Source organism: Burkholderia sp. BE17 (assembly GCF_009362305.1).
Classification (GTDB): Bacteria; Pseudomonadota; Gammaproteobacteria; order Burkholderiales; family Burkholderiaceae; genus Burkholderia; species Burkholderia pyrrocinia_C.
The window spans coordinates 46,858-66,575 of record NZ_WHNU01000032.1 but is presented as its reverse complement, the minus strand read 5'-3'; the positions used below and the strand labels follow the sequence as shown (position 1 = coordinate 66,575).

At 66.7% G+C, this 19,718-nt stretch carries 20 protein-coding genes and 1 pseudogene; 11 read left to right on the top strand and 10 right to left on the bottom strand.

Going from position 1 to position 19,718, the window contains the following annotated elements; translation table 11 throughout:
* Nucleotides 1–120 precede the first annotated feature (120 nt).
* From GD429_RS25685 to GD429_RS25675, 3 genes are all read left to right on the top strand, one after another.
* On the top strand, nucleotides 121–954 hold the full coding sequence (locus GD429_RS25685) for a hypothetical protein (protein ID WP_152861053.1): 834 nt from the start codon (nucleotides 121–123) through the stop codon (nucleotides 952–954).
* Nucleotides 955–1,537: 583 nt separating this feature from the next.
* Nucleotides 1,538–2,104, top strand: coding sequence for a GNAT family N-acetyltransferase (locus tag GD429_RS25680; RefSeq protein ID WP_152861051.1), 567 nt, complete (start codon nucleotides 1,538–1,540; stop codon nucleotides 2,102–2,104).
* A gap of 245 nt (nucleotides 2,105–2,349) precedes the next feature.
* Entirely contained in the window at nucleotides 2,350–2,640 is a 291-nt protein-coding gene (locus GD429_RS25675) for a hypothetical protein (RefSeq protein WP_152861049.1), read from the top strand.
* 199 nt (nucleotides 2,641–2,839) lie between these two features.
* On the opposite strand, the gene GD429_RS25670 is transcribed toward GD429_RS25675, so the two are convergent.
* The 3 genes from GD429_RS25670 to GD429_RS25660 form a co-directional block, all read right to left on the bottom strand.
* On the bottom strand, nucleotides 2,840–3,604 hold the full coding sequence (locus GD429_RS25670) for a hypothetical protein (RefSeq protein WP_321574867.1): 765 nt from the start codon (nucleotides 3,602–3,604) through the stop codon (nucleotides 2,840–2,842).
* A gap of 51 nt (nucleotides 3,605–3,655) precedes the next feature.
* Nucleotides 3,656–4,264: an acyl-homoserine-lactone synthase gene (locus tag GD429_RS25665; RefSeq protein WP_047902891.1), complete on the bottom strand. Its 609-nt coding sequence runs from the start codon at nucleotides 4,262–4,264 to the stop codon at nucleotides 3,656–3,658.
* 210 nt (nucleotides 4,265–4,474) lie between these two features.
* On the bottom strand, nucleotides 4,475–4,918 hold the full coding sequence (locus GD429_RS25660) for a DUF4902 domain-containing protein (RefSeq protein ID WP_152861047.1): 444 nt from the start codon (nucleotides 4,916–4,918) through the stop codon (nucleotides 4,475–4,477).
* Nucleotides 4,919–4,991: 73 nt separating this feature from the next.
* On the opposite strand from GD429_RS25660, the gene GD429_RS25655 reads away from it, so the two are divergent.
* On the top strand, nucleotides 4,992–5,711 hold the full coding sequence (locus GD429_RS25655) for an autoinducer binding domain-containing protein (protein ID WP_152861045.1): 720 nt from the start codon (nucleotides 4,992–4,994) through the stop codon (nucleotides 5,709–5,711).
* Nucleotides 5,712–5,753: 42 nt separating this feature from the next.
* Here the strand turns inward: GD429_RS25655 and GD429_RS25650 are convergent, their stop codons facing one another.
* The 5 genes and pseudogenes from GD429_RS25650 to GD429_RS25625 all read right to left on the bottom strand — a co-directional run bounded on the left by GD429_RS25650 (nucleotide 5,754) and on the right by GD429_RS25625 (nucleotide 11,703).
* Complete coding sequence (locus GD429_RS25650; RefSeq protein ID WP_152861043.1) at nucleotides 5,754–6,461, bottom strand: MgtC/SapB family protein; 708 nt, start codon at nucleotides 6,459–6,461, stop codon at nucleotides 5,754–5,756.
* Between the two features lie 307 nt (nucleotides 6,462–6,768).
* Nucleotides 6,769–8,313, bottom strand: coding sequence for a TolC family protein (locus GD429_RS25640; RefSeq protein WP_152861041.1), 1,545 nt, complete (start codon nucleotides 8,311–8,313; stop codon nucleotides 6,769–6,771).
* Nucleotides 8,300–10,383 (bottom strand): annotated as a pseudogene (locus GD429_RS25635) (FUSC family protein). Before GD429_RS25635 ends, GD429_RS25640 begins: the two are co-directional and overlap by 14 nt.
* Nucleotides 10,364–11,413, bottom strand: a complete 1,050-nt coding sequence (mdtN, locus tag GD429_RS25630) for a multidrug transporter subunit MdtN (protein ID WP_152861039.1) — start codon at nucleotides 11,411–11,413, stop codon at nucleotides 10,364–10,366. Before mdtN ends, GD429_RS25635 begins: the two are co-directional and overlap by 20 nt.
* On the bottom strand, nucleotides 11,410–11,703 hold the full coding sequence (locus GD429_RS25625; protein ID WP_152861037.1) for a hypothetical protein: 294 nt from the start codon (nucleotides 11,701–11,703) through the stop codon (nucleotides 11,410–11,412). The genes mdtN and GD429_RS25625 overlap by 4 nt, the downstream gene beginning before the upstream one ends.
* Before the next feature lie 508 nt (nucleotides 11,704–12,211).
* On the opposite strand from GD429_RS25625, the gene GD429_RS25615 reads away from it, so the two are divergent.
* Nucleotides 12,212–13,360: a metallophosphoesterase gene (locus GD429_RS25615; protein ID WP_152861034.1), complete on the top strand. Its 1,149-nt coding sequence runs from the start codon at nucleotides 12,212–12,214 to the stop codon at nucleotides 13,358–13,360.
* A 7-nt stretch (nucleotides 13,361–13,367) separates the two neighbouring features.
* Here the strand turns inward: GD429_RS25615 and GD429_RS25610 are convergent, their stop codons facing one another.
* Nucleotides 13,368–13,955 (bottom strand): malonic semialdehyde reductase, encoded by a 588-nt coding sequence (locus tag GD429_RS25610; protein WP_152861032.1) that lies wholly within the window; start codon nucleotides 13,953–13,955, stop codon nucleotides 13,368–13,370.
* 222 nt (nucleotides 13,956–14,177) lie between these two features.
* Here GD429_RS25610 and GD429_RS25605 point away from each other — a divergent pair, with 222 nt between their 5' ends.
* The 4 genes from GD429_RS25605 to GD429_RS25585 all read left to right on the top strand — a co-directional run bounded on the left by GD429_RS25605 (nucleotide 14,178) and on the right by GD429_RS25585 (nucleotide 17,461).
* On the top strand, nucleotides 14,178–14,783 hold the full coding sequence (locus GD429_RS25605) for an alpha-ketoglutarate-dependent dioxygenase AlkB family protein (RefSeq protein WP_152861030.1): 606 nt from the start codon (nucleotides 14,178–14,180) through the stop codon (nucleotides 14,781–14,783).
* A gap of 342 nt (nucleotides 14,784–15,125) precedes the next feature.
* On the top strand, nucleotides 15,126–15,332 hold the full coding sequence (locus GD429_RS25600) for a hypothetical protein (protein WP_034180396.1): 207 nt from the start codon (nucleotides 15,126–15,128) through the stop codon (nucleotides 15,330–15,332).
* Nucleotides 15,333–15,742: 410 nt separating this feature from the next.
* Entirely contained in the window at nucleotides 15,743–16,279 is a 537-nt protein-coding gene (tecA, locus tag GD429_RS25590) for a type 6 secretion system effector deamidase TecA (RefSeq protein ID WP_227791742.1), read from the top strand.
* 288 nt (nucleotides 16,280–16,567) lie between these two features.
* Nucleotides 16,568–17,461, top strand: a complete 894-nt coding sequence (locus GD429_RS25585) for an IclR family transcriptional regulator (protein WP_152861029.1) — start codon at nucleotides 16,568–16,570, stop codon at nucleotides 17,459–17,461.
* 93 nt (nucleotides 17,462–17,554) lie between these two features.
* On the opposite strand, the gene GD429_RS25580 is transcribed toward GD429_RS25585, so the two are convergent.
* Entirely contained in the window at nucleotides 17,555–18,634 is a 1,080-nt protein-coding gene (locus GD429_RS25580) for a porin (RefSeq protein WP_152861027.1), read from the bottom strand.
* A gap of 447 nt (nucleotides 18,635–19,081) precedes the next feature.
* Here GD429_RS25580 and GD429_RS25575 point away from each other — a divergent pair, with 447 nt between their 5' ends.
* Nucleotides 19,082–19,399, top strand: coding sequence for a non-heme iron oxygenase ferredoxin subunit (locus tag GD429_RS25575; protein WP_006489883.1), 318 nt, complete (start codon nucleotides 19,082–19,084; stop codon nucleotides 19,397–19,399).
* 1 nt (nucleotide 19,400) lies between these two features.
* On the top strand, nucleotides 19,401–19,712 hold the full coding sequence (locus GD429_RS25570) for a recombinase-like helix-turn-helix domain-containing protein (RefSeq protein ID WP_152861025.1): 312 nt from the start codon (nucleotides 19,401–19,403) through the stop codon (nucleotides 19,710–19,712).
* Nucleotides 19,713–19,718 lie beyond the last annotated feature (6 nt).

The following is a 19,718-nucleotide window of genomic DNA, read 5'->3' as shown; positions in this document are numbered from 1 at the left end:
TCAAGCGGATGATGCAGAGAATCCGTTCCGTTTGGTATTCTGCGCGTGAAAGCATTCCGAAGACGAGATTCACTTCGGGGTCTCGCGCGCCATCCGTTCGCTCAATCATGAGGAAAGGCAATGTCCGTTACCGTCACACTGCACATCTTCTCTGGCCGCCCTGATCCTGCGTGGGAGTTGTCGGACGATCAAGCGCTCGAGCTTGCCGATAGGATCAACAGGATTCCGAATACCACCTTGCTCAAGCCTTCGGGTCTGGTGGGAAGTCTTGGATACCGAGGATTCTCAGTGAATTCGGTACGGGAAAAGGTACTTGATCCGCTTATCTATATCCACGGCGGCATCGTGGATCGGGACCGATTCGATTTGAACCGCATCACGAACGACGCGGATTTGGAGGAATGGCTGCTGGGAACCGCCGGGAACGCCATTTCCGACGATGTCCGGCACGTTGTCAGGAGTGCGCTGTCGGGCGGGATCATCAAGCCACTGAATACCCCAATCGGGCCGACCCTTGTTCCTCCTTACGATCCGGGAAAGTGGAACAACGATCCCAACATCCGAATGAAGAACAATTGCTATAACTACGCGAACGACAAGATCACCAACACGATCGCTCAGCCAGGCAGAGGTAGCGGTACAACGTTTACGTCATTGGACTGCGGCAATATCGGAAGCGCAGCTCAACGCGATGGCCTGACGTCCGTCGCGTCCCCGGCAAGCCCCCCAGCCCAGGGACATTACGTTGCCTTGGTGATCTGGCCGGGAAATGACTTTCATTGGTATCGACAAGACAGCAATACAAAGTGGTCGCATAAGCCGGGACAGACGCCCGCGAGAAATACCGACAACGCAGGCGAATTGATCTCCGATCCGAGAACGTGCAACAGAGGGCCTTACAGCAGTTTCTGTGGCTTTTATCACTGCGTTCCTGCCAATACGCGCATTCAGTGACATTAGGGCAACGCTGAACAAGGCATTATATATGCGGCACATCAACGAGTTGCTGTGCTCAGGGCGTGAAGCCGAGTATCATCCTCTTGATTTTTTTCCTTTCGGGTATCGTCCGCGGACGTTTTGCCCGCATTAAGCCCATTGCGGCGCACCTGTGGCATCAATCGCGTGCGAGAGGACCAGACATTGGCCAGCGCTAAGATCACGAAGACCCGATTCGCACTCTTGGCTAGCCTGCGGTAGCGCAACTTTGATGAAGTTCTACACGGTTTGAGCGCGGCGAAGACCATCTCTAGCCCTTTCATTTTCGTTTGTTGCCGAAACGCAACATTAATGTGCCAAAGAATTACGATGTGGCCTGGCGTAGGTTTGGGCGTAGGTTCGTCTACAGAAGCATGTCCCGCAACGCCAATTCACTACTTCGAAGAAAACGAGTAATCGCAGCGGGCGCACTGGCGCCCGTTTTTCGTTGTTCCGATCGTCACCGGCTGACGCGACGATCTCGATTTCCCCTTCATCCGTTCTGCATCCGGCTTCGTGACGTTACCTGCGTTGCGTCGCCGCCCGTAGATCCGCGTCACCCATGACCACGCCACTGAAGATCGAAACCGAACGCCTGACGCTGCGTCGCTGGCGATCGGCGGACGCGGGCGCGCTTGCGGCGATGCATGCGCACCCGGACCTGACCGCGTGGCTCGCGCGCGGCCCGATGTCCGTCGACGAGGCGAGCGACGTCATCGCGCGCTTCGAAGCGCATTTCGATGCGCACGGTTTCGGGACGTGGGCGGTCGTGCGTCGCGCCGACACGAAGCTGGTCGGGCTCTGCGGCCTGTCGCACGAAGTGCACACAACGCATCCGATGGCGCAGTGCATCGAGATCATGTGGCGGCAGGCGCGTCACGCATTGGGGCATGGTTATATTGCCGAAGGGGCGGCCGCGGCATTGGTCGACGGATTCGACCGGATCGGGCTCGGCAAGATCTTCGCATGGACGGCCGACACCAACCTGCGATCGCAACGCGTGATGCAGCGGCTCGGCATGCAGCGCGAATCCGCGTGCGATTTCTATCATCCCGCGTTGCCCGAAGGGCATGCGCTGCGGCGGCACGTCGTGTATGTCGCGCGCCCCGGTGGCGACGCCGGCGCGTAACGGCTAACGTGCGCGTGCCAGTCAGCGCCAAGCGGCGTTTTGCAGCACGATCCGGTAAATGTGGATTCGTTCTGGCCGAACGAACCGTCGAACATCGGCTCACGAAAGAAAAAACATGACGCTTGAGATCGAATGCGCGAACCGCATCGCCGTGGCCGCTCGTCCGGAAAACTTTCGAATTTCCGCCTTCGACGGAGCCTGCCGGCCGATGTGCGGATACGCGTATGCCGTCCGGGAGGTGAGGAATGGGTAAGCCCGATCTTCGTCGGCCGGTTGCCGGACCTTACCGCCAGTCACGATGGGCGGCCGTGCTGGAGGCGGCCTTTGGATGGGTGGCAACGGGGACGATGGTGCTGGTCGGGCTGGGGGTGGCTGCGATGATGGTCCTGGCAGGCGACCTGGATGCCCTGGCGGACCTGCCGATGACCAGAAAAGGCTGGCTGTACCTGCTGCTGGCACTTGTCGTGGCGGTCGCGCTGGTATTTGCGGTGCACCACTACTGGTTGCGGCCCGCCGGCGTGCGTCCGGCAGGTTAGTCGGGACGGAAGATGATGTGTCCCCGCAATTCGCGCAGGCAAGAAAAAGCCCGCTGCTTGAGCGGGCTGAATCCATGTTTGGAGACATGGAGGAGACAGACGTAAATTTAAGGGAAAACCCGAGGGTTGGAAAGCCCCCGTTGTATCGATGCAACTCGCTGCCGTGCCGACCGCATCGCGCGACGCGGCCGTACCGCATTCACATGCCGCCGGCCCGCGCGTGCGCGGCAAGCGCGCCGAACCGCTCCTGCGCGACAGGCAGCGCGTACTTGTCGCGCATTTCCGTCTCGATCCACGCACAGGCCTCGCGCGCGCAGTCGGTCAGCGCGTGCCGCGTCGCGTGTCCGTCGATGTCGTAGACGAAGCGCACGCCGACCTCGTCGTCGGCAACTTTCCGCTCGAGCTGGTTGAGCTGCAGTTGCGGCCCGTGTTGTTGCGACAGTGCGCGCAACTCGTCGAAGTGATATTCGAGCCAGTCCGCGAAGAACAGCGCGTCGCTGTGGCACGGCAGGCGGAACGCCGCGCGGCGCGCCGGGCGCGGCCCGGCTTCACCGGCCGTCGCGTGCGGTTCGCTGGCCGCGGCGACGGGCGCATCGACGGGCGCGAGCGGATGCTGAATCTGCCGGTACGGTGCGTGGTCGCGCAGCGCATGCCACAGCAATTCGTCGCCGGCGGCGCCTGACGGCTGCATCGTCAGGTCGTGGCGGCCGTCGCCGGCCGGGGCGATGTTACGGATCACGAGGCGCAGCGAGCAGAGCGGCTCGTCCGCGACCAGCAGCGTCGCCGCGCGCGGCAGCCCGCAGACGAGCGGCGCGACGCCGGCAGCACGAAACACGAGCCCACGGCGGTCGAGCCGCACGAGCGGCAGCGGCCTGGGAAACGACGGATAGGCGACCGCGATGCGGGCGCCGTTGGCGCTCGTCAACCCGGGCATCATCGCGCGAAAGACCTGAGACTGGTCCACGTTGGTTCTCCTTCGTTACGATGCCGCCCGGACGGAAACGCGCGTTCCGGCTCAGGCGGCGATGGCTTGCCGGGCTGCCTGCCCCGGCTCGATTCCTAGCGCCGCAAACGTTTGCGGGTCAATATCGATCCAGCACGCGACCACCAGGCGTCCGTCCACCTGCTTCGGCGGGCCTGCACGGTGCGCGTGTATGCCGATCCGGCGGAACAGCCGCTCCATGCTCGCGAACGTCACGCCGATCAGCTGCCGCGCGCCAAGCTGCGCCGCGCATTCGACCACGGCCGCGAGCATCGGGCGCACGGCCCATTCGGCATTGCCCGGCCCGCCGTCGTCGTCGGTCGCCGCGAACCTGGACAGCTCCCAGACGGCCGCCGATTGCGGCAGCGGCATGTCTTCGGCGATCAGGTCGGCGAACAGCGACTTCAGCAGATACGGGCGCGTCGTGGGCAGCAGGCGCGCACATCCGCACATGTCGCCGCCGGCATTTCGCGCAAACACGTAGACGGTATCGTCGCGATCGAACTGGTCGCGCTCGAAGCATTCGTTCGCCGACGGGAGCGCCCAGCCGAGCTGTTCGACGAACACGCGGCGCCGATAGCGCCCGAGATCCGCTGCAAGTTCGTGTGGCAACCGCCCTTCCTCGTGAACGAAGGTCCGCATGGTGTCCTCGGATTTGTGCTTTTGTATGCGTGCATTACATCGCGCGGCACGAGGAGGCGGTAACTGGTAACTCTTACAGGTTGGCGGCGTAAAGACGCCATTTGGGACGTGGTAACGGTTTCTTGATCGACGGGATTGAAAAGCTGGCCGCTTTTGCTTATAAAGAGCGCCAGCATCGCGGAAATGGTCTGATGAATGCGCGACCGGTTGTCACTGGAGCGTCGGACCGGCATGATAGGCGTCGTTGCGCCCGAGCAGGGCCGACACGACCGCGGCGGGCCAGTCGATACAGGCGAGCCGTGCGGCGAGCGCGGCGGTCGTGCGGAACATGCCGATGTCGGTACCCGTGGCGTCGACGGCCATTACGTTGCTGCGGACGTCGCCGCCGGCGATCACGAACGCGCCTGTTGCGCGTTCGAGGTACCAGTCCCAGCCGACCGTCACGTAAGCGACGCCGGCACGGGCGGTGCGCTGCCATTCGGTATAGCCGGCGAGGCGCGCGTCGATCGCGTTGTCGCGCAGTTCCGCAAGCAGCGATGCATCGAGGCCGCTTGTGACATGGTCGAGCGCAAGCGCGGCCATTGCGCCTTCTGACAGGCGCACGTAGCCGTCCGGGGACGGGCCGGAGACCGGGTGCAGCAAAGGTGAAGTCATGCGCGGAATGTATCAGCCTCGAACCGGAGCTGGCACCTGACAAGTATGACAGCGTGACGTTGTCGGAGAACGAATGGAACTGCGCTGGCAGGATGCCTATCAACAATTCAGCGCCGCGGAAGACGAGCAGCAGCTCTTCCAGCGGATCGCTGCCTATTCCAGGCGGCTGGGATTCGAATACTGCTGTTACGGCATTCGCGTGCCGCTGCCGGTGTCGAAGCCGTCGGTCGCGATCTTCGATACCTATCCGGACGGCTGGATGGCGCACTACCAGGCGCGGAACTACATCGAGATCGATTCGACGGTGCGCGACGGCGCGCACAGCACCAACATGATCGTCTGGCCGGATGTCGACCGGATCGATCCGAACCCGCTGTGGCAGGACGCGCGCGAATTCGGGCTGTCGGTGGGTGTCGCGCAGTCGAGCTGGGCGGCCCGCGGTGCGTTCGGGCTGCTGAGCATCGCGCGCCACGCCGACCGGCTGACGCCGGCCGAGATCAACATGCTGACGCTGCAGACGAACTGGCTCGCGAACCTGTCGCATTCGCTGATGAGCCGCTTCATGGTGCCGAAGCTGTCGCCAGCGGCGGGCGTCGCGCTGACCGCGCGCGAGCGCGAGGTGCTGTGCTGGACCGCCGAAGGCAAGACCGCCTGCGAAATCGGCCAGATCCTCAGCATCTCGGAGCGGACGGTCAACTTCCACGTCAACAACATCCTCGAGAAGCTCGGTGCGACGAACAAGGTCCAGGCGGTCGTCAAGGCTATCTCGGCCGGGCTCATCGAGGCACCGTGACGCGGGCGAGGGCGGCGGCGAATCCGGCTGCCGCCATGCCGCTCACTCCATCATCGGCTCCGCTTCCTTCGCGGTCCAGCTCACGCTGGAAATGCTCTTCTCCATGCTGATCCGGCTCGCGATCTGCTCGAGCTTCTGCTGATCCTTCGGATGCAGCTTCAGCGTCGCGGTCACCTTCAGCCGGTCCGGCTGGTCGGGCACGTCCTCGCTCGTCAGGCTCTGGAACGACAGCGGCTTCGCGTACATCGAGTTCGACAGCAGCGTGCGGATGTGCACTTCGTCGGCGGCCAGGCAGATCACGGTGATCTGGTATTCGCGCACGAGATCGGCGTTCGACACGGGCGTCGCGTTGATTGCCTGGCTGACGCCGCGCAGCAGGGTATTGGTGAGCAGCACGACGCCCGTGCCGGCGAGCGCGGGCACGTAATGGCCGGAGCCGGCCAGCACGCCGACGGCGGCCGAGCACCACAGCGTCGCGGCCGTGTTGATGCCCTGGATCGAGCCCTTGTCGCGCATGATCACGCCGCCGCCGAGAAAGCCGACGCCCGACACGACGTACGCGGCGATCTGCGTGACGCCCGCGACGCCGTTGCCGGTCAGCACGCCGAGCGTGACGAACAGGCACGCGCCGCTCGCGACGAGCGTGATCGTGCGCAGGCCTGCCGTGCGCTGGCGCATCTGGCGCTCGAGGCCGATCGCGACGCCGCAGGCGAACGCAGTGAAAAGACGGAGTGCGAAATCGAAAGTCATGGTTGTCCTGCCGTGCAAGGCGCGCATGCCGGCTCGCGTCGCTGCGGCGCAATGCCGAAGGCGACGCGACGATAGCCGTCATCGCGCGGTACTGTACCGCGCGTATGCGTCATTCAGTGTGAAACGGTAGGCGTGCGGGCTCGCGGAACGCGAGCCGGGGCAGGAGAACTGCGTCGGACAGGCGTTCAGGCGGCAAGCGGCGCACGCAACGGAGTGCTGCAACTGTCCACGATGGTTCCTGAAGGAAGAATGGGCGGCATTCTAGTGGGCGGCGTGCGCATGCGTCAACCGCCGGGCGGCGGTTGCGCTACTGCGCCGAGCCGATCGTCCCGGTTGCGAGCGCGAGCGCGGCAGCCGCCGACAGCGCGCCGGCGTAGCTGTCGACCTCGGCATTCCGCGCCGCGAGCAGTTGGCTTTGCGCGATCGTCGCATCGGTGACCGAGCCGACGCCGTTCCGGTACGCGGTCAGCGCCGCATCGTAGCTCGTCTGCGCGGCATCGACGAGCGCCTTTGCGGCGTCGTGCGACGCGAGGCTCGTCTGTACCGCGTTCTGCGCGGCAACGACCTGGCGAACGGCTTCTTCCTTGGTCCGCGTGAGACGCGCGGATGCGCTTTGCGCATCGTTGCGCGCCTGCATCAGCACGGCCGAGCGCAGGCCGCCGTCGTACAGCGGGATCGTCACGCCGAGGAACACGCCGCCGCCGTAGCGGCTGCCGTTCAGGTTGACGGTCGGCGCCTGGTCGCCGATCGCCGGCAGTGCGGTGATGGCGGTGCCGCCGCTTGCGTACGACGTCGAAGCGGACAGGAAGATCTTCGGCATGAACGCGGCTTCGGCGGCCTTGATCTTCGCGCGATTGGCCTTTTCGAGCGCGAACGCGCCCTGCAGGTCGGGGCGGCGCGCGATCGCGTCCGACACGATCGCGTCGACCGACGAACCGAGCGCCGGCGGCAGCGGCCGTTTCGGCAGCGCGGCGATCGTCGGCTTCGACAGCGGCGAGATGCCGAGCGCGGACACGAGGTCGAGGTAGCTGTCGCTCTCCGTGCCGCTCGCCTGCACGAGCGCGAGGTTCGCCTGCGCACGGTTCTGCGTCGCCTGCGCGAGTTCGACTACCGTACCGACGCCATGCTTGAGCCGCGCGCGGGACGCCGCGAGGATCGAGTCCGCGTTCGCGAGGCCCTGCTGCGCGCTGAGTGCGCGCGAGCGCGCGGCTTCGTACCGGTAGTACGCGACGGTCACGTCGTGGATCACTTGCTGGTGCACGGCCGTGAACGCGACGTTCGACGCGATCGACGCCTGTTCGGCCGCTTCGACGCGCGCCGCGCGTCCGCCGAAATCGAACAGCAGCCATTGCAGCGACAGCGCCGAGATCGTGCCGTGCACGGTCGTGTCGCTCGACGAGTCGCCGAGTATCGTCGACGTCGAGCCGTGGCTCGCCTGGTACGCGCCCATGGCCGTTGCCGACAGCTTCGGCAGGTAGGCGGATTTCGCGATGCCGACCGCGAGCGCCGCGTTGCGCGCGTCGTTCCATGCGATACGCGTCAGCGGGTTCGACGATTCGGCGAGGTCGATCAGTTCGGGCAGCGTGTACGCATGCGCGGCATCGAGTGCGGCAGGGGGCGACACCGACGCGAGCGCGGGCGTGGCCGGCAGCGTGTAGTCGTGCACCCCTTGCGCGGTCGCGCGCGGCGGTGCGGGCACGATGTCGCCCGCGGCCGAGGTCTGTGGCTGCCACGGGCGGTCGGATGCCTCCGGCGCCAGATCGATCGACGACGTCGCGCAGCCGGCCAGCGCGACGGCGGTCGCGAGGGCGGCGGCGGCGATCGAGGCGGCCGGCGGTTCAGGTAGGCGCATGGGGAACAGGCTCCTTCGGTGTGGCTTGACGGGCGGCGTCGGCGATGTGCGCGAGCCGCGTGTCGATCAGGTTCAGCAGCGCGTGGCGTGCGGGGTCGGTGGGAGCGGCATTCGGGGGTGGGGCCGGCGGCGCGGGGGATTCCGCATGATGCGCGACTTCGTCGTCGCGCAGGTCGGCCACGCGTGCGAGCCGCGCGCCGATCGCCGCGTCGCCCGGTGCGCGTTCGGCGAGCAGGAACAGCGGGCCTTCGAGCGCGCCGAGTTCCGCGAGCGCGCGCCGTCGCGCGGCGAGCCACGTGGCGGCCGGCCGCACCCACGACGGTTCGTAATGGATCAGGCCGAGCTCCTGCGCGATCGCGCCGTGGCGTGCGAACGCCTCGGCGGCCAGCGCGCGCCGCTCGGCCGGCTGCGCGATCTGCGCGAGGTGGCGCCATTGGTCGAGCAGCGCCGCGAGCGCCGTGTCGATCTGCTTGCCGATGCTGACGGGCCAGATGCGCGTGAACACGAGATACACGACCACGTTGCCGAGCAGGATGCCGATCGTGCGATCGCGCGCGAGCGTCAGGTCGAAGCCGGGGCCCGCGCCCTGGATCACGCACAGGAAGAATGCGAATGCGACCTGGAAGCCCGCGTATGCGATCCGTGGCGACCCGAACGCGACCCACGCGGCCAGCCATGCACCGGCGAACACGAGCGCCATCAGCTCGCCGATCGACGACAGCGACGGCACGACGAACACGAGCGCGGCGGTGCCGAGCAGCGCGCCGACGATGCAGCCGGCGATGCGCAGCGTGAGCTTCTCGACCGTTTCGGCCGTCGAGCCGAGCGACACCATGTAGCAGGTGATGAAGCAGGTATGGATACCCGACCAGTCGAGCTGCGAGTACAGCAGGTAGCAGAACATCGCCGCTGCCGTCGTTTTCAGCGCATAGCGGACGTGGTCGGGATTGGTGCGTGCGTCGGGCAGGAAGAAGCCGCGGCCGGGGGCGGCGGCGCAGGCGGTGCGGCGGGTTCTGCAGGCGCATCGGCCGGCGTGTCGGCAGTGTGCGCGTGGACCGTATCGGCCGGTGCGTCGGTCGCGGCCGGTTCCGCGAAGTGCGTGATCGCCGTGTGCAGATCCGTCGCGACGACGCGCGCGAGCGGCGGCAGCGCATCGGCCGCCGGCAGCGCGAGCGTCACGTCGACCGGATAGCCGCCGCGTTCGAGGATGGCGGCCATCTCGTCGAGCGTCGTCGCGATCGGTTCGACAAACGCGTCGGGCAGCCGCGCAGCGGGTTCGCGGTCGGCGAGCGCGACCGCGACGAGCAGCGCGGTGCTCGATGCGATGGCTTGCCGCAGCGCGACGACGTCGGCGGCCGCCGACGAGCCTTCGAGCTTCGACAGCTTGACCCACGTGAGCAACTGCTTGTCGCCTTCGCGCAGGCTCGCTTCGAACGCGGCGCGCGCGTCGCCGCCGCCGTCATCGCCGTCGTCGCCGCGCAGCCGCCGCGCGGCGAGCCGCAGCCGTTTCGCGAGCTGTGCCTGCGCGAGCTTGCGCGGCGACGGTGCGATCAGCAGGTTGACGACGATCGCGACGCCGACCGGGATCGCGACCATCAGCCACGCATAGAGCAGCGCGCGCGTCGCGGCTTCGCCGAACGGCGCCAGGCCGAGCTGGTCGAGCCCGAAGCCGACGATCATCGCGAGGATCGCGCCGACGGGGCGCAGCTTGCTGGCGGAGGTCAGGTAGAGCAGGCCGATCGACATCGCGGTCATGCAGGCGACCCGCAGGATCGAATAGTCGATGCTGAAGATCGCGACGCCCATCACGAGCGCGATGACGACCGTGACGAGCAGCAGCATCGCGACCGCGAGCACGACGCTCGTCACGCGGTCGGCGCGGTTCAGGAAGAACACGACATATGCGGAGATCGCGGCTTCCGGCGTGCCGTAGCCGCTCGTCACGAGCACGACCAGCGCGCAGATCAGCGCGACGCGCACGGCGATCGCGGTGCGCCCCGGAAACGGCGCGAGCAGCCGCAGGACTTCGCGCGGGCCCGGCGACCGGACGTCAGCGGCAGGCTGAGCCATGCCGGACCTCGACGATCGCGCTCGCGCCGACGCGCACGAGCTTGCCGTCGGGTTCGTCGAGCTTCACGCGCACGGGGAAGCGCTGCGCGACGTGTACCCAGTTCACCGAGTTCTGCACGATCGGCAGCGAGCGCGGCAGGTTGATGCGAGCACTGTCCGCGATGCCCGCGCCGATGCCGACGACCTTGCCCGTCATCGGGCGGCTGCGGTCGATCATCGAATAGACGGTCGCGCAGTCGCCGACCTCGATGCGGTTCAGCGACGTCTCGCGGAAATTGCCGACGGCGAACCATTCGCTCGCGTCGATCAGCGTGAAGATCGACTGGTTCGGCGCGAGGGTTTCGCCGGCGAGCACGGTCAGGCCCGTCACGAGCCCGTCGTGCGGCGCGCGTACGACCGTATCGTCGAGCGCATGCTGCGCGCGGGCGAGCGCGGCCTCGCGCGCATGCAGCGTCGCGATCGCGTCGGCGTCGTCGCCGATCGTCCGAGCGGACGCACGCTGCTGTTCCTGCGCCTGCGCGAGCGACACGGCCGCGTCGCGCTGGCGGACCTTCGCCTGGTCGAACTGCTGCGCGCTGACGTAGCCCTGCGCGGCGAGCGGCGCGAGCCGGTTCACGTCGCGCGTCGCGAGATCGGCGTTCTGCGTCGCGCGCTTGACCTGCTCGGCGGCGACCGCCGCGTTCGAGCGTTCGCCGATCAGCGAACGGTGGCGCGTGTCGAGCGATGCGCGTGCGAGCTCGAGATCGGCTTGCGCCTGCGCAACCGTCAGGCGGTACGGCACGGGATCGATTTCATACAGCAGGTCGCCTTTCGCGACGCGCTGGTCTTCATGCACCGCGAGCCGCACGATGCGCCCGCCGACAGGCGACGCGACATGCACGACGTCCGCGTCGATCGACGCGTCGTCGGTGGACGGGTAGGCCGTCGTGCGGTGGTATGCATACGCGAGCGCCGCGATGCCGAGCGCGACGATCGCGAGCGCGATCATGCGGCCTTTGACGGACGGACGGGCGGTTCCGGCGGCTTTCATGCGAACGGCCCCGTGCCGGTGAGCCAGACGATCACGGCGATCACGAGCCCGATCGCGGTGCAGACGGCGAGTTGGTAAGGGACCGTGGCGGCCCAGCCGGTCGCGACGAACACGCGGTGCGCGCCGATCGCGCCGACGATGCCGACGATCGCGCTGACGAGCCAGAGTGGGAAATACGCGCCGAACAGCACGTACGACGGTGCGCCGTGGGATGCGCAGCCCGCGAGCGGCAGGGCTGGCGCCAGGACGGCGGCGACGCGCAGGGGCGCGCGCGGCGTTGTTTTTCTCATGGTGTGACGAGCTCGACGATGGGGGTGGATGCCGGGCGCGGCGCAATGCGGTTCGTCGCCGCGACGACGATTCCGAGATACGGGGCCGATAATAAAGCAGCGCGATGCGGATCGCCAGCCGTCCGCCCCGCAGGGGCGGCACGGGCCGTGGCCGGTCGCGGCCGCGCTGGCGGTCGTGGCGGCCCCGTCCGGCGTCGCGTTTCGACAGCGAGGCGGCCGGACCGCCGCGATTCTGCCAGTGCAAGCTCGTGTAGGGTTGCTAACGGACTGTAAAGGATCGTAAGACGAAAGAGGGCTGGCGAAATTTGCCGCGCTGATGCGGCGGAATCGGCCCGGAAACGGCGGATTATTGCGCGAAGCCGCGCGAGCCTCCACCGGTGGCCGCGACCGGTCGTCGCTGCCGGGATCTGTGTACCATCGTACGTATGGCGCGAAGCGCGGCACGGGGCGTCACGGCCTCGTGCGACACGCATCGCGGAAGCCGTATCGCAACGAAGGTGAGCGCTCCATGCGAAGTTTCTTTGTCCGGTTCATTGCAATCGGCGTGCTGTTCCATCTGTATGTCGGGATGCGGATCATTCCCGACGCGTTCGAGTCGCCGGTCGCGCGCACGATCGCGGCGCTCGTGCTGGCGAGCTTCGTCGTGCTGATTCCGGTCGGCATGTTCTCGCGCCGCTTCGACGAAGGCTGGGCCGCGACGGTGGCCGGCTGGGCCGGCTCGCTCGTGATGGGATTTTTCTCGTCGCTGCTCGCACTGACGTTCCTGCGCGAATTCGTGCTGCTCGGCGTGTTCGCGTGGCGGCATCTCGGGCACGACGGCGCGTGGAGCGGCGCCGCGGCCGACACGGCGCTCGGCGTGCTGGCGGCCGCGGTGCTCGTTACCGCGATCGGGTTTGTCGGCGCGCGCCGCACGGCGGCGGTCAAGCGCGTGTCCATTCCGGTCGCGGGGCTGCCGGCCGCGCTCGACGGGCTGACGATCGTGCAACTGTCCGACATCCACGTCGGGCCGACGATCAAGCGGCCTTATATCGAACGGATCGTGCGCGCGGTGAATGCGCTCGATGCCGACCTCGTCGTCGTGACGGGCGACGTGGTCGACGGTTCGGTCAAGCGCCTGCGCGAACACACCGCGCCGCTCGGCCGCATGCAGTCGCGGCACGGCAGCTTTCTCGTGACGGGCAACCATGAGTATTACGCGGGCGCGCACGCGTGGATCGACGAATTCCGGCGCATCGGGCTGACGGTGCTGCTGAACGAGCACGTGCTGATCGAGCACGACGGCGCGCGCGCGGTGCTCGCCGGCGTGACCGACTTCACGGCGGGCGGGTTCGATCCCGCGCATCGTAGCGACCCCGAGCAGGCGCTGGCCGGCGCGCCGCGCGACGTCGGCACGAAGATCCTGCTCGCGCACCAGCCGCGCAGCGCGGAAGCCGCGAATCGCGCGGGTTTTACCGTGCAGTTGTCGGGGCACACGCACGGCGGCCAGTTCCTGCCGTGGCCGCCGTTCGTACGGATGCAGCAGCCGGTGATCGGCGGGCTGAGCCGCTTCGGCGAGCTGTGGCTCTATACGAGCCGTGGCACCGGATACTGGGGGCCGCCGAACCGCTTCGGCGTGCCGTCCGAGATCACGCTGATCCGGCTGACGCGCGGCTGCTAGCGAGCCGTCACTCGATGCGGGCGATGTCGTCGAAGTCGAAGCGCGGGCTGCGCGGGAACAGGCCGGTCGGATCGCCGTAGCCGAGGTTCACTAGGAAGTTGCTCTTGATCGAAGTGCCCGCGAAGAATTCGGCATCGACCTTCGCGTTGTCGAAGCCCGACATCGGGCCCGCATCGAGGCCGAGCGCGCGTGCGGCGAGGATCAGGTACGCGCCTTGCAGCGACGAATTGCGGAACGCGGTGGCCTCGATCAGCGCATCGTTGCCGGCGAACCAGCTCCGTGCGTCGGCGTGCGGGAACAGGCGCGGCAGGTGATCGTGGAACGCGAAATCCATGGCGACGATCACGGTGACGGGCGCGGCCATCGTCTTCGCGAGATTGCCTTCGGACAACGCGGGTTTCAGGCGCGCCTTCGCCTCGGGCGACTTGACGAACACGAAGCGCGCGGGGCTCGAGTTCGCCGACGTCGGGCCGAATTTCGTCAGGTCGATCAGCCGGTGCAGCAGCGCGTCGTCGACGGGTTTGTCCTGCCACGCGTTGTGCGTGCGCGCGGTGAGGAACAGTTGATCGAGGGCGGAATCGGAGAGCGTCGTCATGATGGGATCCGGAAAGATAGCGGCCGGGTCGCGCCGGCCGGCATGGCGGAAGAAAGCGGCACCCCTCGGCGGGGCGCATCGCAACACGCCGCGATGATAGCGTGATGCGCAAGCGGCGGTTTCCTTTCAGCGGCGAATGACAGCGCATGGCGGCGCGCGGCGCCGTTGGCTAGTATGCAGACATGCACTGTTCGCCCCGGTCATCGCCCGTTTCCTCCCGACATGTCGACGCCCGATCTCTTCGCTGACACGCCCGCGCCCGACGTGGACTGGTACCCGGACTGGCTCGCGCAGCCCGACGCCGACCGCGCGCTGGCCGCGCTGATCGACGAGGTCGCGTGGCGGCAGGACACGATCCGCACGCCGCGCGGACGCATTCCGTTGCCGAGGCTCACCGCGTGGCAGGGCGAACCCGATGCCGTCTACGTGTATTCGGGGATCCGCAACGTGCCGGCGCCGTGGACGCCGACCGTGCTCGACCTGAAGCGCGCGGTCGAGGCGACGTGCGGCGCGCGCTTCAACAGCGTGCTGCTCAATCGCTACCGCAACGGGCAGGACAGCCTGGGCTGGCACGCGGACAACGAGCCCGAACTCGGCGATGCGCCGGTGATCGCGTCGGTGAGCCTCGGTGCAATGCGCGTGTTCGATCTTCGCCATCGCGCGACCGGCGTCACGCATGCGTATCGCCTCGTGCACGGCAGCCTGCTCGTGATGCGCGGGCGCACGCAGTCCGAGTGGCAGCATCGCGTGCCGAAGGCGCCGAGCGTGCAGGGCGAGCGCGTCAACCTGACATTCCGGCGCGTGATGCCGGACGATACGGGGCGGTAGCAGTCTGTCGTCACAAGCGGTGCCCGGGTGGCCAGGCGGTTCCCGCCCCGTTTTTACGACCCACGACCGACCGATGCAAGCAATTGATCGCGTGTGCGGCACGTTGCCGCATGAGCGTTTTTCCATGCGGCCTGAAGCAGCTCTGAGGCCCGTCCCATATGGGTTTCAGGCATATTCGATCAACCGCCGGGTACCGATAGATGAGTGAAACCTCTGATGGTGCGTCGCAACAATCATTGACTAGACTGTCGAATGGCTGAAACGCGTCGCATACCGGCGCGATCTTTTCGACATGCCCCATGCGTTGCCGATGCAACGCGCAACGGGGCAGGAGCATAACGCGTGACCGTACTCGACCCTTCCTTCGAACCCTCGCTGCACGTCTTCGAACAAGACGGCGGATGGCAATGGGCGCTGACGGTGAAGCGGGCGACCGGCGTCGGGGTGAAAGTCGTTGCATTCAGCCGGGAAGGCTTTCGCGGCGAAGCCGAGGCTTACGCCGCCGGCCAGCTTGCCCGCGCCGAGTATGACGCCGCCGTGACGGCCTGACGCCGTCGTGTCGATCCCCGCCCGGGGATCGCATTCACCGCCTGCTGCCCGCCGTTTTTTCCCCGATCGGTTCCCGTCTTCCCTCTACCGCGACACGCACATCGCGCGATACCGCATGCGGTGCGCCGGCGCACCGCCGCCCGCGATCGTCGTGCGCGCGTGGATCGGCGCGAACGGCGCCGTCGCGCGCGTCGAATTCGCGTCGCTGGGCGATCCCGACGCGGACGGCGGCGCTGCGGCAATTGCTCACGGCCGGCGGCCCGCTGGCCGAGCCGCCGCCCGACATGCTGCAGCCGTTGCGCGTGCGCCTGCGGCTCGCGCCGAATCCTGACGCGGCGGCCGCCGCACCGGCGTCGGCGGCGCGCCGTGACGCCCGGGCCGGCCGCTGCCGGCGGATATCGTAATAAGATATGAGGTTATTGCGTTGGCGGGACGACGATACCCTTCTTCCTCAAAAGGACCTACCCATGCAACTGACCCAGTTAGGCGGCCATGTCGCCCAATCCGGCTTCGCCGAAAAGCAGAAACATGCGCAAGCGCTGATGTACGGCATGGCCGACATCAACGAGTATGTGTCCGGCGGCGTCTGCTACGATGCCGCGGCCTATGTCAGGTACCTGCTGCGCGGCGACGCGATGATCGCGCCCGGCACGCTGCTCGACACGATCGGCCAGCACTGGAGGACGCGATTCAACTTCGAGACCGGCGATCAGTGGGACGGGCGCGCCAGCATTCCGGCGGGAACCGCGGTCGGTTTTTCCCGCGGCGGCAATGTGTTTCATGCCGCGATCGCGGTCGGCGGCAGCCGGATCCGGGCCGTGAACGGTGGCCGTCTGGGCAGCGGATGGATGTATGCCGTCGACCTTGCACGGGTGCTCGAGCAGGATGCGGCCGGCGGCTTCACGTTCGATCGCGCGAACCTCCGGGTCCACCTGTCGCGCCTGTAGGCGACGCGGCGTCGAATACGGCGCCGTTCGCCGTCTTTCAGCCGCCCGACGCGGGCAACAGCCTGGCGGCGGTCTTCCCGCCGTCCGGCGATTTCGGCATGGCGTTGCGCTGTCCATCGCTGCTATTCTCTCGACCGTGAATGACTCCGCATGAGGTCGCGGACGCGCATGCCGCGTCGCGGCGAAACGCGCGGGTGCGAGCCTGCGTGCGCGCTGGAGTAGCATGACTGAATATCCACGACAATCCATGACCTGTTTCGTGACTGATTTCCTTCCGTCCATGTCCACATGGTCAAGACAACGATGAGCGACGCACCCGATCCCGCCGCTGCCGGCGACGACGAATCGTCCGGCAGCGCCTCGTCCTATCTGGTGCCGGGGCTCGAACGCGGGCTGCGGATCCTCGCCGAATTCTCGGCGCGCGAGCCCGTGCTCGGCGCGCCCGAATTGTCGAAGCGCATCGGCATCCCGCGCACGACCACGTTCCGCCTGCTTCAGACGCTCGAAGCGCTCGGTTTTCTCGAACGCGTGAACGGCGACCGCTATTTCCGGCTCGGCGTCGGCGTGCTGCGGCTCGGCTTCGAATACCTGAACTCGCTCGAGCTGACCGATCTCGGCGCACCTGTGCTCGAACGGCTGCGCGATTCCACCGGCTTCTCGACGCACCTGCTGATCCGTGACCAGCGCGACGTCGTGTTCGTCGCGAAGGCGCAGAGCAACACATCGATGTTCGGTTCGGTGAAGGTGCACGTCGGCACGCGCTTGCCCGCGCATGCGACCGTGCACGGCCACGTGCTGATGGGCGACCTGACGCGCGACGCGCTGCGCCAGCTCTATCCGGAAAAGCGGCTCGAGCAGTTCACCGAGCGCACGCCGGGCACCGTCGACGAACTGTACGAGCGCGTGCGGCAGTACGCACGGCTCGGTTATGCGGTCAGCGAGGCGGCGTTCGAGAGCGGCATCTCGGCCGTGACCGCGCCCGTGCGCGATCATTCGGGCTCGATCGTCGCGGCGATCACCGCGACGGTGCCGCGCTCGGAGATCGGCGAGGCCGGCGAGAAGGAGCGGCTCGTCGAAGCCGTGTGCGGTGCGGCTGTCGACCTGTCGCAGCGCCTGAACTATCGTCCGCTCGAAAGCGACCCGACGTTTGCGCACGCGCGCCACAAGGTCGCGATGTTCTGACGTACAAGCGGCGCGACGCATCCGGCATCCCAAAGGAAAAGAGCGGCCCGCGGGCCGCTCTTGTCGTTTCAGGCGCCGAGCGCGTGAAACCGCTCAGAACGAGTGGTGGATCCCGGTGAGCAAGATCACCTGGTTCGCGGTGCTCGACACGCCGGCCGTGAAGAACGCGGCCTTCGCGCCGCCCGAACCGTGCTCGTACAACACGTTCGCATAGAGCTGCGTGCGCTTCGACAGCGCATAGATGTCGCCGAGCTCGACCTGCGTCCAGCGGCGGCCGGCCAGCGTCGTGGTCGCCGCGCCGCCCGCGATCGTGTTGAACGCGCTGCTGCGGTAGTTCACGCCCGCGTCATAGCTCTGGAATGTATCCGAATGGCCGTTCGACTGCATCTTCGTGCGCGTGTAGAGGCCATGCACGAGGAAGTCGCCGAACTGGTACGACGCACCTGCGCCGATGTTCTCGACCTTGTTCGCGATATAGCCGTTCGCGGTGTTCTGCCCCTGGAACGAAGCGATGCCCGTCTGGCCGATCAGGATCGAGCGGTCGTGCTCGTTCGAGTAGACGGCCGACGCCTTGAACGGCCCGTTCGCATAGTTCAGCGCGACGCCGACCGACTTGCCGGTCGAGAAGTTCGTCGTGTTGCCGAGCGCCAGCATCGCCGCGGCCGAGAAGCCCGCGTAGGTCGGCGAGCGGTACTTCACCGAATTGTTGTACGGCACGTTGCCGGTCGCGGCGAGCCCGTCGATGTTGCCGGGGTGGAATGCGTACCAGCTCAGCGCCAGGTAGGCCGTGCTGAGCGGATCGAGATAGTCGAACGACAGCGGCGTCTGGCGGCCGAGCGTCAGCGTGCCGTAGCGGTCCGAGCTGAGGCCGACGTACGCCGCGCGGTTCCAGATCGTGTTCGCGGTCGCGAACTGGCCGTTGTTCGTATAGAAGCCGTTTTCGAGCTGGAAGATCGCCGACAGGCCGCCGCCGAGGTCTTCCTTGCCTTTCAGGCCCCACCGATCGGGCTGCGTGTTGCCCTGGATCATTGCCCACTTCGCATGGCCGCCGACGTTGTTCACGTACGCGACACCCGCATCCAGGCTGCCGTACAGCACCACGCTGCTCTGCGCCCACGCGCCCGACATCGCACCCATCCCGATGACTGCTGCTGCTACCGCTTGCTTGACCATTTGATCTCCTGACTCTCCAACCTGATGAAAACGTGCCGTGGCGGCATGCGCGGGGACGGCCGGCCGTCACGCGTGTTTCACCGCCGGGTGGGCATTTCATATGTTCCATACAAGGAACAATGTACCTCTGATGGAATGGAGTATAGAGGTGTCACGAGCGTGGTCAAAAATAAACTTTTCGGGACGGATGGGTTCCGGGACGATGCGCGTCGACGGCGCGGGGCATCTGCAAAAAGGGCATAACTCCCCGCTACAAAACAATAAATTACATTTGATGGGGTAGGCGGGGGTAATGGTTGACCTGGTGGTCGGTGTTTTCCCTAGGGCATGCAGCTTTTTGTTTTACTCGTGGAAAGTCGCTCCTATAATCACCATCCATAAACTGATGTTCCTAATATGGAACAAGCAAGGAACAAACCGAGAGTCGATCAGAAGGAAGGGTGTGAGATGTCTGAACAATGGATTTGCGCCGGGCACGCCGGCGCGCTGTCGGAAGACACGCCGATCGAGTTCAAGCGGACCGACGGCGTCGAAATCGGGATCTATCGCGTCGGCGACGACGTGTATGCGCTCGAGAACGTGTGCCCGCATGCGTACGCGCTGCTGACGCAGGGGTTCGTCGACGAAGGCACGGTCGAATGCCCGCTGCACGAGGCCGTGTTCGACATCAAGACGGGCGAATGCCTGAAGGGTCCGGGCGGACGCGCGCTGAAGCAGTACGCGGTGCGCCTCGCCGGCGAGGAAATCCAGATCAAGGTGGAATGACATGAAAGAAGCGACCGTCAACTTCAATCCCTTCCTGAAGCCGTGGGTGGCGCCACAGCCGAACAACGTCGCCGGCAAGGGGCAGATCGAGATTCCCGGTCAGGTCGAGAACCGGATCTGGCAGAACCGCAAGGCCGAGCCGACCCAGTACGAGAACGACCTCGGCGATGCGCTCGAACGCGTGTTCGAAGCCGGCGCGACCGAACTGGACGACGTCGTCGCGGGCCTGAACCGCATCGGCTTCCGCGCACCGGATGGCTCGCCGTGGACACCGGAGCGCTTCCGCGCCGAAATGGCCGCGCTCGCGGAATGACCGCGC